At 69.3% G+C, this 11,546-nt stretch carries 13 protein-coding genes; 8 read left to right on the top strand and 5 right to left on the bottom strand.

Translation table 11 applies throughout. The features are described from left to right. The 3 genes from A5663_RS13480 to sdhC form a co-directional block, all read right to left on the bottom strand. A partial coding sequence (locus A5663_RS13480) for an FAD-binding protein (RefSeq protein ID WP_156744475.1) occupies positions 1–530 on the bottom strand: 530 nt, incomplete at its 3' end. Positions 531–544: 14 nt separating this feature from the next. Continuing rightward, a complete protein-coding gene (locus A5663_RS13475; protein WP_068149535.1) occupies positions 545–964 on the bottom strand; it encodes a succinate dehydrogenase hydrophobic membrane anchor subunit in 420 nt (139 codons plus the stop codon). A gap of 80 nt (positions 965–1,044) precedes the next feature. After that, complete coding sequence (gene sdhC / locus A5663_RS13470; protein WP_082974119.1) at positions 1,045–1,479, bottom strand: succinate dehydrogenase, cytochrome b556 subunit; 435 nt, start codon at positions 1,477–1,479, stop codon at positions 1,045–1,047. 257 nt (positions 1,480–1,736) lie between these two features. Here sdhC and A5663_RS13465 point away from each other — a divergent pair, with 257 nt between their 5' ends. From A5663_RS13465 to A5663_RS13455, 3 genes are read left to right on the top strand one after another with little or no spacing between them, the layout of a single operon-like run. After that, a complete protein-coding gene (locus A5663_RS13465) occupies positions 1,737–2,162 on the top strand; it encodes a cytidine deaminase (protein ID WP_068149540.1) in 426 nt (141 codons plus the stop codon). A 30-nt stretch (positions 2,163–2,192) separates the two neighbouring features. After that, on the top strand, positions 2,193–3,497 hold the full coding sequence (locus A5663_RS13460) for a thymidine phosphorylase (RefSeq protein ID WP_068149530.1): 1,305 nt from the start codon (positions 2,193–2,195) through the stop codon (positions 3,495–3,497). Position 3,498: 1 nt separating this feature from the next. Continuing rightward, on the top strand, positions 3,499–4,587 hold the full coding sequence (locus A5663_RS13455; protein ID WP_068149527.1) for an adenosine deaminase: 1,089 nt from the start codon (positions 3,499–3,501) through the stop codon (positions 4,585–4,587). 91 nt (positions 4,588–4,678) lie between these two features. Here the strand turns inward: A5663_RS13455 and A5663_RS13450 are convergent, their stop codons facing one another. Beyond that, positions 4,679–5,353 (bottom strand): cutinase family protein, encoded by a 675-nt coding sequence (locus A5663_RS13450; RefSeq protein ID WP_231976781.1) that lies wholly within the window; start codon positions 5,351–5,353, stop codon positions 4,679–4,681. 157 nt (positions 5,354–5,510) lie between these two features. Between A5663_RS13450 and A5663_RS13445 the strand changes: the two genes are divergently transcribed. The 3 genes from A5663_RS13445 to A5663_RS13435 are packed head-to-tail and all read left to right on the top strand — an operon-like array spanning position 5,511 to position 7,213. Further along, positions 5,511–6,017, top strand: coding sequence for a protein disulfide oxidoreductase (locus A5663_RS13445; protein WP_068149524.1), 507 nt, complete (start codon positions 5,511–5,513; stop codon positions 6,015–6,017). 6 nt (positions 6,018–6,023) lie between these two features. After that, positions 6,024–6,869: a cytochrome c biogenesis CcdA family protein gene (locus A5663_RS13440; protein WP_068149521.1), complete on the top strand. Its 846-nt coding sequence runs from the start codon at positions 6,024–6,026 to the stop codon at positions 6,867–6,869. Beyond that, entirely contained in the window at positions 6,866–7,213 is a 348-nt protein-coding gene (locus tag A5663_RS13435; protein WP_068149517.1) for a VOC family protein, read from the top strand. The genes A5663_RS13440 and A5663_RS13435 overlap by 4 nt, the downstream gene beginning before the upstream one ends. A 2-nt stretch (positions 7,214–7,215) precedes the next feature. Here A5663_RS13435 and A5663_RS13430 read toward each other — a convergent pair whose 3' ends face one another. Continuing rightward, the gene (locus A5663_RS13430; protein WP_068149514.1) at positions 7,216–8,493 is read right to left on the bottom strand and encodes a primosomal protein; all 1,278 of its coding nucleotides are present in this window, start codon (positions 8,491–8,493) and stop codon (positions 7,216–7,218) included. Positions 8,494–8,597: 104 nt separating this feature from the next. Between A5663_RS13430 and A5663_RS13425 the strand changes: the two genes are divergently transcribed. After that, positions 8,598–10,265: a dynamin family protein gene (locus tag A5663_RS13425; protein WP_082974118.1), complete on the top strand. Its 1,668-nt coding sequence runs from the start codon at positions 8,598–8,600 to the stop codon at positions 10,263–10,265. Beyond that, a partial coding sequence (locus tag A5663_RS13420; protein WP_068149509.1) for a GTPase occupies positions 10,262–11,546 on the top strand: 1,285 nt, incomplete at its 3' end. The genes A5663_RS13425 and A5663_RS13420, both read left to right, overlap by 4 nt.

The following is an 11,546-nucleotide window of genomic DNA, read 5'->3' as shown; positions in this document are numbered from 1 at the left end:
ACGGGGCCGGACTGCGTCTCGGTGATCGCGATGTCCAGCGCGTAGAACTCGTTGAAGAACTCGACGTCGTGCTTGACGCAGTTCTGGTACAGCGTCTGCAGGATCATGTGACCGGTGCGGTCGGCGGCGTAGCACGCCCTGCGTACCGGCGCCTTGCCGTGGTCGCGGGTGTGCCCGCCGAACCGGCGCTGGTCGATGCGGCCCTCGGGTGTCCGGTTGAACGGCATCCCCATCTTCTCGAGGTCCAGCACGGCGTCGATGGCTTCCTTGCACATGATCTCGACCGCATCCTGGTCGGCGAGGTAATCGCCGCCCTTGACCGTGTCGAAGGTGTGCCACTCCCAGTTGTCCTCTTCGACATTGGCCAGCGCGGCACACATGCCGCCCTGCGCCGCGCCCGTGTGGCTGCGAGTCGGGTACAGCTTGGTCAGCACCGCGGTGCGGGCCCGCGGGCCCGCCTCGACCGCGGCGCGCATGCCTGCCCCGCCGGCGCCGACGATCACCACGTCGTAGCGATGTTCTTGAATCATCTAAAAGCTCCCGCTCACGATATGTTCGCGTCGAAGGTGACCAGCACGTAGCTGCCGAGGACCAGCGTGAATCCGGTCGCCAGCAGCAACAGCGAGTTCAGCCAGAATTTCGTGGTGTTCTTGCGCGCGTAGTCGCCGATGATGGTGCGCAGGCCGTTGGCGCCGTGCAGTTGTGCCAGCCACAGCAGCGCCATGTCCCAGATCTGCCAGAACGGCGACGCCCAGCGCTGCGCGACGTAGTTGAAGTCGATGCGGTAGACGCCGTCGTCCCACATCAGCATCACGAACAGGTGGCCGAGCGCGAGGAAGACGAGCGCGACACCGGAGAACCGCATGAACAGCCAGGCGTACTTCTCGAAGTACGGGATGCCGCGCGGTCGTCGTGGCGCCCGCGGATGGTCCAGCCCCGCAGGCCGGTCGTGCTCTTTCTCCATCACCGGGGCGATGCGGCCCTCGCGGTGGTGCGGCGTCCAGGCTCCTCCCGCCGTCCCGCCCGGCGCTCCTCCCGACGCGCTCACAGGAACCGCTCCGCCATGTGCATCCCGATGATGCCGAGCGACGGGATGATGACCGCGAGGAAGACGCCGACGACGACCCACAGCATCGCCCGCTGGTAGCGCGCACCGTGCTGCCAGAAGTCGATCAGGATCACCCGGATGCCGTTGAGGGCGTGGTAGAGCACCGCGACGACGAGACCGACCTCCATCAGCCCGATCAGCGGGGTCTTGTAGGTCTCAATGACCTCGTTGTATGCCTGCGGGCTCACCCGCACCAGGGCGGTGTCGAGCACGTGGACGAACAGGAAGAAGAAGATCGTCGCCCCGGTGATGCGGTGCAGCACCCACGACCACATCGCGGCGTCGCCGCGGTAGAGGGTGCGCCTGCGGGGCGGTCGCGGTCGCGCGACCCGCTCATCCCCGGGTGCCGGCCCGGCGGTTTGAGTACTCATCTGGCCTCCAACGCCTTCGGTGGACGATTGGGCTCGTAGAACAGCACCGGGCGGCAGTGGTCGCTGCCTGAGTTCGGTCCGGTTCGCGCACTTCACCCAAACCTCGGGGCGACTCTAAACCCAGTCGTACCGCTAAACGAACTACGGTTTAGCCGTCGATGTCTTGAAAAACGCCGAAGTTAGGCTTGCCTATGCCGTCGCCCGGCTTCGCGCGCGGGACTTCGGAATGCATTCAGAACCGGCCCGGTGAGGATGAAATGGCGATCGATGTCGACTGGAATATGTTGCGGCGTAAGGCAATTGATGCTTCGCAAACCGCGTATGCACCGTATTCCGGGTTCCCCGTCGGCGCGGCGGCGCTGGTCGACAACGCGCGCGTCGTGGCCGGCTGCAATGTGGAAAATGTCTCATATGGCCTAGGTCTCTGTGCCGAGTGCGCAGTGGTCTGCAACCTGCATTCCGGTGGCGGCGGACGGCTGATCGCGCTGTCGTGTGTGGACGCCGCGGGTGAGGTGCTGATGCCGTGTGGGCGGTGCCGGCAGGTACTGCTCGAGCACGGCGGCCCGCAGATGCTCATCGACCATCCAGGCGGCCCGCGGCCGCTGGGCGACCTGCTGCCCGATGCGTTCGGACCGCATGATCTGGCCCGTCGGGATTGTGCCCCGAGTGGGGAAACACCGTGACGCAGTTCACATTTGACGCGCGGGGGTTCGATGTCGCATCCACTTGACGCGCCGACGGTGATCCGGACCAAGAGGGACGGCGGCGTCCTGCCGGACGCGGCGATCGACTGGGTGATCGACGCGTACACCCACGGCCGGGTGGCCGAGGAACAGATGTCCGCCTTGTTGATGGCGATCTTCCTGCGCGGGATGACCGGCGCCGAGATCGCCCGCTGGACATCGGCGATGGTGCACTCCGGCGAGCGGTTGGACTTCACCGACCTACGTCGAGGTGGCAAGCCACTCGCGTTGGTGGACAAGCACTCGACCGGTGGGGTGGGCGACAAGATCACCATCCCGCTGGTTCCGGTGGTGATGGCCTGCGGCGGAGCCGTGCCGCAGGCCGCAGGTCGCGGCCTCGGTCATACGGGCGGCACGCTCGACAAGCTCGAATCCATTGCGGGCTTCACCGCCGAGATCTCCAAAGACCAGATCCGCCAACAGCTTTGCGATCTCGGCGCCGCGATCTTCGCGGCGGGTGAACTTGCTCCCGCCGACCGGCGGATCTACGCGCTGCGCGACGTCACCGCCACAACCGAGTCGCTTCCGCTCATCGCCAGCTCGGTGATGAGCAAGAAGATCGCCGAGGGTGCCCGCGCGCTGGTGCTGGACTCGAAAGTCGGGTCCGGGGCGTTCCTCAAGACCGAGGTGGAGTCGCGGGAGTTGGCCCGCACGATGGTCGACCTCGGCGCTGCGGCCGGTATCGAGACCCGGGCGCTGCTGACCGACATGGCAACGCCGCTCGGCCGGGCGGTCGGCAACGCCGTGGAGGTGGCCGAATCGCTCGAGGTGCTCGCCGGCGGTGGGCCGCGCGACGTCGTCGAGCTCACCCTGGCGCTGGCCGCCGAGATGCTCGACGCCGCCGGGATCGACGGGGTGGACCCGGCTCAGACGCTGCAGGACGGCTCGGCGATGGACCGATTTCGGGACCTGGTCGCCGCGCAGGGTGGCGACCTGGCGCAACCGTTCGCGGGCGGCCCGGCGGTCGAAACCATCACGGCGCCCCGCGGTGGCACGATGGGTGACATCGACGCGATGGCGGTGGGCCTGGCGGTGTGGCGACTCGGTGCGGGTCGCTCCTTTCCTGGTGAGCGGGTGCAGCCCGGCGCCGGCCTGCTCATCCACCGCCGCCCCGGTGAGCCCGTCAGCGCCGGCGAGGCGCTGTTCACCCTCTCCACCGAGACGCCGGAACGGTTCGAGGCCGCGATCGCCGAGCTCGACGGCGCATGGAGCATCGGCGATGCCGCACCGCCGTCGCGGCCGTTGGTCATCGACCGGATCACGAGCGGAGGGTGACATGACGACGCCGCTGACCCTGGACTCGATCAGGCAGGCGCCCAAGGCGCTGCTGCACGACCACCTGGACGGCGGCCTGCGCCCGGCCACGGTGCTGGAGCTGGCGGAGGCGACGGGCTACGACGACCTGCCGACGACCGACGTCGACGAGTTGGCGACGTTCTTCCGCACCGCCGCGCACAGCGGGTCCCTGGTGCGGTATCTCGAGCCCTTCGCGCACACCGTCGGTGTCATGCAGACCCCGGAGGCGTTGCACCGTGTGGCCCGCGAGTGCGTCGAGGATCTCGCCGACGACAACGTCGTCTACGCCGAGATCCGGTTCGCCCCCGAACTGCACATCGACGGCGGCATGTCGCTGGACGCGGTGGTCGACGCGGTCCTGGCCGGCTTCGCCGACGGCGAGAAGGCGGCCCGCGCCGGAGGGCGGCCCATCACGGTGCGATGCCTGGTGACGGCGATGCGACACGCGGCGCGCTCGCTCGAGATCGCCGAACTGGCGGTGCGGTTCCGCGACAAGGGTGTCGTCGGCTTCGACATCGCCGGCGCGGAAGCCGGTTATCCGCCCACCCGGCATCTCGACGCGTTCGAGTACATGCGGAACAACAACGCGCGCTTCACGATTCACGCCGGAGAGGCGTTCGGGCTGCCGTCGATACACGAGGCGATCGCGTTCTGCGGTGCCGACCGACTCGGTCACGGCGTGCGGATCGTCGACGACATCACCGTCGCACCCGACGGCAGCACGCAGCTGGGCCGGCTCGCGGCGCTGTTGCGCGACAAGCGGATTCCGTTCGAGATGTGCCCGTCGTCGAACGTGCAGACCGGTGCCGTCAAGAGCATCGCCGAGCATCCGTTCGACCTGTTGGCCCGGCTGCGGTTCCGCGTCACGGTCAACACCGACAACCGGCTGATGAGCGACACCACGATGAGCCAGGAGATGCTGCGGCTGGTCGAGGCCTTCGGCTACGGCTGGAGCGATCTGCAGCGGTTCACCATCAACGCGATGAAGTCGGCGTTCATCTCGTTCGACGAGCGGCTGTCGATCATCGACGACGTGATCAAACCGCGCTACGCCGTCCTCATCGGCTGAACCACACCTCCCGCGAGTGACCGTGTTTGCACACCGACACACCGTTCAAAGCGTGCATTTTGCGGGCGCTCGTCAGACCAGGCGGCGGACCTCAAAGCCGGCCGGCCGCGAATGTCGCGGCTTGCGCCGCCAGGCCCGACGACACATACGACAGGTGCGCCGGGGAGAACATCTCGTCGTGCGACGGAGTGGAACTACCCCCGCCGGGCGAACAGATCGGGTCACCCTGCGCGCAGAGGTCGACGGTTCTGGCCCCGTACTCGGGGCTCACCGCAGTCAGCGGCAGCCCCACGTACCGGGTGGCCGGATTGCCGAGCACCGCGACCGCAGCAACATTGTCAGCCGCCTCCGGCGGCAGCGGGGCAGGCACGAAGCCGGCGATCGAGACGGGGACCGCGGTGAGTAGATCGACCACCAACGCGCCTTGCGAGTACCCGCCGAGCACCAGCTTGGTGTTCGCGCATTCGGCGGCCATCGACCGGATATGGGCGTTGGCGTCGGCGGCACCCGCCGAAGCGGACGGCTGGAAGTCCTCGGTGGCCGGATAGTTGACCGCGTACACGCCGATGGACCGCCCCGCGGCTTGCGCGCGCAGCGTGTCGACGAACGCCTGACCGACCCCGCCCACACCCGGGGGTTCGGTGGTGGCGCGGGCGAACACCACCTCGGCGTCGGGGCACGGAGCAGCAGCGGCGGTCGGCGGAATCATCAGGGTCGACGCGGCCAGAGCGGTGGTGGCGGCGAGCATCCATGGCTTGCGGTTCATGGGGCGGGGTTACCCCGGCGCCGTCTCAGCAAACGACCGCAAGCGCAGACACCTTGCGGAAAAATGACGTCTTGGCCGGCCCGGGAGTGACGTCGTCGTCCCTGGGTACTTTCGAGTTCGGGAGGTGCGTCATGAGGACGAGCACGGGAGGTGCGTCATGAGAAGAGCGTCCCGGGGACTGCTCAGGCCGATCGGCTTGTGTGTTTTCGTGTTCGCGCTGCTGTTGTCGATAGCGGCGGCGCCGGCGGCCGTCGCCGACGATCGCTTGAACTTCACCGAGACCACGCTGGACGGGGCGCAGTTCAACGGCAACAGTTTGGCGGGTAAGCCCGCCGTGCTGTGGTTCTGGACGCCGTGGTGCCCGTTCTGCAATGCGGAGGGCCCGTCGGTCAGCCAGGTCGCCGCGGCCAACCCCGACGTCACGTTCGTCGGCGTCGCCGCTCGGTCGGACCTCGCGGCGATGCGGGACTTCGTCTCGAAGTACCACCTCAACTTCACCAACCTCGACGACGCCGACAGTTCGACGTGGCGGCGGTTCAACGTGCCGTGGCAACCGGCATACGTGTTCTACCGCGCCGACGGCACGTCGACCTTCGTCAACAACCCGACCGCTGCGATGTCCGAGCAGGAGCTTTCCGACCGGGTGAAGGCGCTCAAGGCGTAGCCATCCGTGGACCTCGGCCTGGCTCTGCTCGCCGGCCTGCTCGCTGCGCTCAATCCGTGCGGCTTCGCGATGTTGCCCGCTTACCTCGCGCTGGTGGTGCGCGGGGAGTCGAACGGTAGGCCCGTCGGCCGGGCGCTGGTCGCCTCCATTGCGATGTGCTCGGGTTTCCTTGTGGTGTTCGCTGCCTTCGGACTGCTCACCGTGACGGCGGCGTCCGTGGTGATGCGGTATCTGCCGTTCGCCACGATGCTGATCGGCGCGCTGCTCGCCGGTCTCGGGATCTGGCTGCTGGCCGGCCGCGACCTGTCGATCCTCGCGCCGAAGCCTGCGCCGCGGTGGCTGCCGACGGCGCGCCTCGGATCGATGTTCGGCTACGGCGTGAGCTATGCGATGGCATCGGTGACATGCACCGTCGGCCCATTCCTCGCCGTGACGGGCATCGGTGTGGGCGGTGCGACGCTCGCCGACACCGTGGCCGCCTTCGTGGCCTACGCCGCCGGTTTCGGGCTGATCGTCGGCGCGACGGCGATCGGTGCGGCGTTCGCGGGCGCGGCGGTGACCGACGGGCTGCGACGCGCACTGCCTTACGTGAACCGGATCAGTGGGGCGCTGCTGGTGATCGTCGGGGCGTACGTCGGTTACTACGGCTTCCACGAGGTACGACTCATGCGCGGCGGCGACCCGGACGATCCGGTGATCGCTGCGGCGGCGCGTCTGCAAGGAGCGCTCGCCGGCTGGGTCAGCGAGCACGGCGCGTGGCCGTGGTTGCTTGCCGTGGCCGTTTTGGGCATCGGTGCGCTCGGCCGGGTTTGGCGACGGCGGGTCGTGTCGCGTCGTACGGTGGCCCGATGATCACCGGGGCGCACGTCATCGTCTACAGCCGCGACGCCGAGGCCGATCGGGCATTCCTCCGCGACGTGCTCGGCTACCCGCACGTCGACGCCGGAGGCGGGTGGCTGATCTTCAAGCTGCCGCCCGCCGAGGTCGCCGTCCATCCGGCCGAAGGCGGCGGTGCACACGAGCTGTACCTGATGTGTGACGACGTCGACGCCACCGTCGCGCAGCTGGAAGCCGACGGCGTGCAGTGCGGACCGATCAGCGACGAGGGTTGGGGCCTGCTGACAAGCATTCGGATGCCGGGCGGCGGGGAGATCGGTCTCTACGAGCCACGGCACCCGAAAGCGACTGAGCTGTAACGCTATTCGGGCCGCAGCCGCGACTCGACAAAGGTCTCCAGCGCCTCCCACTGCTCGACGGCTTTGGCGTACGGCGGGCTCGGCGGCCGGCCCTTGTCGGGCTCGAGAACGTGCGCGAGAACCCGGCCCAGCGGCTCGTCGGCGTCGAGTGCGTTGTCGACGGTCGAGTCCTCCGAGTAGTCGCCGACGTCCCTGAGCAGTTCGACGGCGAGTGTCACCTGATCCCGGTCCAGCGCATCGGGTCCGTCGGCGAGGTCGTCGACGATGCCGGTCAGCACGTAGACGTTGTCGTCGGTCACGTCGACCTGCAGTGACCCGTCGGTGGCCGCGGTCCGGATGTCGTCGTAGGTGGCCAACCCGGAAAGATCGTGGTCGTGCTCGTCGGCGAGGTAACGCGCCAGCGCCCGCTCTGAGCCGAAGACGCTGATGCGCCCGTTGCGGCCGAGGAAGACCGGCCGGTCGTCCAGATAGCAGCGCAGCGTGTAGTAGGTCCCTGCGCTCGTCATCAGCCGGACGGGATCGATGCCGACCTTGTGCCAGAAGTCCTCGTCGCTGCCGAGCACCTGGCTCTGGGCCTGAGCGGCCAGAGCATCGGGTTCGTCATCGACGTCGTCGTCGCCTTCGTCCTCACCGGCCTCGGCATCTTCGGTCTCGTCGAGGGCGTCCTCTTCGGGTTCGGGTGCCGGCTCGGCCAGCTCGGCCTCGGCCTTCTCCGCGGCGTCCGAGTCGACGTCGGGCGTGGTGACCACCTCGTCGATCGCGTCGACCACGTTGTCCCAGCTTCGGGCGATCACCGCCTCGATCTCGGCCCACCGCTTGCGCCCGCTGCGCCCCGAGAACGCGTCGATCCCGCCGCCGAGCGTGCCCAGCACGGGGTTGCCGTTGAAGAACTTGGCCACCGCCGGGAGTTCGCACACCGAGCCGAGCGCCGAGACGACGGCCAACGTGCGGTGCAGCCGCCGCACGGCCTCTTCGTCGGCCTTCTCCGACACGATGTCCGGCACGCCGACGACGTCGTACTGGTGCTCCTCGGCCGGATCGAGCCGGTGCGCATTGGCCTGGGTGAGCTTCTCCCATGCCGGGTGGTCGGCGAGGTCGTTGTCCGAGTTCGTCCTGACGAACGCGACCAGGTCGGCGGCCGACTCGAACCCGTACAGATCCTCGTCCTTGCCGAGGAAGGCCTCCCACTCGTCACCGGCATCACGCCAGCGTGGAGCCCATAACGTGTACAGGTCGCCCTTGGTCAGGCCGAGTCGGACCGGCACGATGTCAGCAGCCATGGCGCACAGCCTAACGATCGTGACTGAGCCGATATGCGGTGCATGCCGCTGCCCGGCGGGCGAACTCCCCGCGCCGCCAGGGACTTTTAGGGCAGGCTGAAGGGATGACGGAAGCCGCCGATCTCGTCGATGCGGTGGCGGCTCTGGGCGACGTGCTCGGGCGCACGACGTTCCCGCTGCCCGCGCCGTCGGCGTGGCGGGCAGAACACGACCGCCGAGAGTTGACCGGGCAACTCTCCGACTACCTGCTTCCGCGGTTACGCAGTCTCGACGCCCCGCTGCTGGCGGTGGTCGGCGGGTCGACGGGCGCCGGTAAGTCGACCTTGATCAACTCACTGGTCGGCGTCGACGTCAGTCCCGCCGGTGTGCTGCGGCCGACCACCCGGGGTCCCGTCATCGTGTGCCATCCCGCGGACCTGATGTGGTTCACCGACGATCGGATCCTGCCGCAACTGCCGCGCTCGTCGGGGCCCGACGGGCTGCGACTGGCGACGAATCCCGGCATCGGCCCCGGGCTCGCGCTGCTCGACGCCCCCGACATCGACAGCGTCGTGAGCGCCAACCGAGAGCTGGCGGCCACGCTGCTGGCCGCCGCCGACTTGTGGATCTTCCTGACGACCGCGGCTCGCTACGCCGACGCCGTGCCCTGGCAGATGCTGCACACTGCGCGGGAGCGCGGCACGGCGATCGCGATCGTGCTCGATCGCTGCCCGCCCGAGGCGGTGAAGGAAGTGGGCGCGCACCTCGCGGACATGCTCGCAGCGAACGGGCTGGGCGGTGCGCCGCTGTTCGTCGTGGCCGAGCAGTCGCTGCGCGGAGGGCTGTTGCGGGAGAAGGCGATTGCGCCCATTCGCTCGTGGCTCGCAAGCCTGACGGCCGACGCGGAGCAGCGGGCCGCGGTCGTGCGCTACACGCTGGACGGGGCACTGCGCAGCCTCGCGCCCCGGGCGTATGCGCTCGCCGACGCCGCCGATGAACAGTCCGCGGTGCGTGAGCAGCTGATGTCCTGCGTGACGTCGGCCTACGACGGCGCCCGTTCGCGGGTGGACGAGGCGATCCGCGACGGCGCGCTGCTGCGAGGCGAGGTGCTGGCCCGCTGGCAGGACGTCGTCGGGACAGGGGAGTTCCTGCGGAAGCTGGAGTCGCGCGTCGGCCGGATCAGGGACCGCCTGGTGGCCGCCGTGAGCGGGCGGCCAGGCCCGGTCGAGGAACTCGGGTCGGCATTGGAATCGGGGATCGCGACGGTCGTGCAGGCCGCGGTGGAAGAGGCCGCGGAGTCGGCCTACGGCTGCTGGGCCCGCCACCAGGCGGGGGAACCTCTGCTGACCGACGAGCTGGCCCGTCCGGCACCCGGCCTGGCCGAGGCGGTGGAGCGGCTGGTTCGCGACTGGCAGGAGTTCGTACTCGAGCTCGTCCGTACCGAGGGTGCGTCGAAGCGGTCGGGGGCGCGTCTGGCGTCGTACGGCGTCAACGGGGCTGGGCTGGTCGTGATGCTCGCGGTGTTCAGCCAAACCGCCGGTCTGACCGGGGCCGAGATCGCCGTGGCCGGAGGGACGTCGGTGGCAAGCCAGAAGGTCCTGGAGGCAATCTTCGGTGAGCAGGCGGTCCGCGGCCTGGCGCGGCGGGCCCGCGACGAGCTGCTGGTCCGGGTCGGCGAACTGTTGGCTCAGGACAGTGGCCGCTACGTCGAAGTGCTGGGTTCGGCGTCGTCGATGATCTCCGGTGACGAGCTGCGAGCGGCCGCGAATTCCGTTGCGGCGGTGCTGCGGTGAGTCTCACCTCGCGACTGGCGGCGCTGACGTCGGTGGCCGAGCTCGGGGCAGATCGGCTGCCCGACGACGTGTTCGCCGAGATACGCGGGCTGGACACCCGGGCCGGGACACGGCTGCGGCTGTCCGGGGAGCACACCGTGGTGGCGCTGGCCGGGGCGACGGGGAGCGGGAAGTCGTCGTTGTTCAATGCCGTCGTCGGGGAGCAGTTGGCGACGGTCGGCATCCGGCGGCCTACGACGTCGGCGAGCCAGGCGGTGGTGTTCGGACCGTCCGGCGCGACCGAACTGCTGGATTGGCTGGAGATCGGCAACCGGCAGTACCGCGACGCGTCGTATGCGCCCGAGCTGTCCGGGCTCGTGCTGCTGGACCTGCCCGACCACGACTCCACCGAGCTGTCTCACCGGGCCGAAGTGGACCGGCTGATTCGGCTCGTCGACGCGTTCGTGTGGGTGCTCGACCCGCAGAAGTACGCGGACGCGGTGCTGCACGACTCGTATCTGCAGCCGCTGTCCGCGCACCGTGAAGTGATGGCGGTGGTGCTCAACCAGTCGGATCGGCTGTCGCCAGCTGACCTGGATTCCTGCGTACGCGACCTGCACCGGCTGTTGGCCGCGGACGGCCTGGCCGGGGTCCCGGTGCTGACGACGTCTGCGGTGACGGTTGACGGTGTGGCGCCGCTGCTCGAGTTCCTGGCGTCGACCGTCGCCGATCACCGCGCGCGGACCGCTCGGGTCAGCGCGGACCTGGATCACATCGCCGCGCGCCTGGCACCGCTGGTCCCGAAGCGCCGATCCGAGCCCGCGCTGCGGGATGCCGAGCGACGGCTGCAGGGCGCGCTGGTGGCGGCGGCCGGAGTGCCTACCGTCGTGGCAGCTGTCGGGCGCGCTTACGATCGGCGCGGGATGGCGGCGGTCGGTTGGCCGCCGCTGAGCTGGTTGTCCAGGATGCGAGCAGATCCGTTGCGGCGGTTGGGCATTGGGCACGCCGACGGGCAAGACGATGTGCTGCGCCGAACCTCGCTGCCGTCGGCGTCGGCGGCCTCGCGGGCGGCGGTGGACAGCGCCGTACGCTCGCTGGCCGACACCGCGTCGGCCGGCCTGCCGGCGCCGTGGCCGCGAAAGCTGTTGGAGGCGGCAAAGTCTCGGTCTGGGGCGGTGCCGGATGCGTTGGACCGGGCGGTCGGCGGAACCGACCTCGGAATGAACCGGCCGCCGCGGTGGTGGACGCTCGTCGGCGCGGTCCAGTGGGTGTTGCTCGCCGCGGCGATCGTGGGCGGGGCGG

This window comes from Mycobacterium sp. E740 (genome assembly GCF_001672895.1).
Taxonomy (GTDB): Bacteria; Actinomycetota; Actinomycetes; order Mycobacteriales; family Mycobacteriaceae; genus Mycobacterium.
This window is presented reverse-complemented; position numbering and strand designations above follow the sequence as displayed.

What these genes read in the sequence shown, in the direction of transcription:
- A5663_RS13475 (WP_068149535.1), bottom strand. Translation starts at nt 964, where the DNA reads ATGGAGAAAGAGCACGACCGGCCTGCGGGGCTGGACCATCCGCGGGCG.
- sdhC (WP_082974119.1), bottom strand. Translation starts at nt 1,479, where the DNA reads ATGAGTACTCAAACCGCCGGGCCGGCACCCGGGGATGAGCGGGTCGCG.
- A5663_RS13465 (WP_068149540.1), top strand. Translation starts at nt 1,737, where the DNA reads ATGGCGATCGATGTCGACTGGAATATGTTGCGGCGTAAGGCAATTGAT.
- A5663_RS13460 (WP_068149530.1), top strand. Translation starts at nt 2,193, where the DNA reads ATGTCGCATCCACTTGACGCGCCGACGGTGATCCGGACCAAGAGGGAC.
- A5663_RS13455 (WP_068149527.1), top strand. Translation starts at nt 3,499, where the DNA reads ATGACGACGCCGCTGACCCTGGACTCGATCAGGCAGGCGCCCAAGGCG.
- A5663_RS13450 (WP_231976781.1), bottom strand. Translation starts at nt 5,353, where the DNA reads ATGAACCGCAAGCCATGGATGCTCGCCGCCACCACCGCTCTGGCCGCG.
- A5663_RS13445 (WP_068149524.1), top strand. Translation starts at nt 5,511, where the DNA reads ATGAGAAGAGCGTCCCGGGGACTGCTCAGGCCGATCGGCTTGTGTGTT.
- A5663_RS13435 (WP_068149517.1), top strand. Translation starts at nt 6,866, where the DNA reads ATGATCACCGGGGCGCACGTCATCGTCTACAGCCGCGACGCCGAGGCC.
- A5663_RS13430 (WP_068149514.1), bottom strand. Translation starts at nt 8,493, where the DNA reads ATGGCTGCTGACATCGTGCCGGTCCGACTCGGCCTGACCAAGGGCGAC.
- A5663_RS13425 (WP_082974118.1), top strand. Translation starts at nt 8,598, where the DNA reads ATGACGGAAGCCGCCGATCTCGTCGATGCGGTGGCGGCTCTGGGCGAC.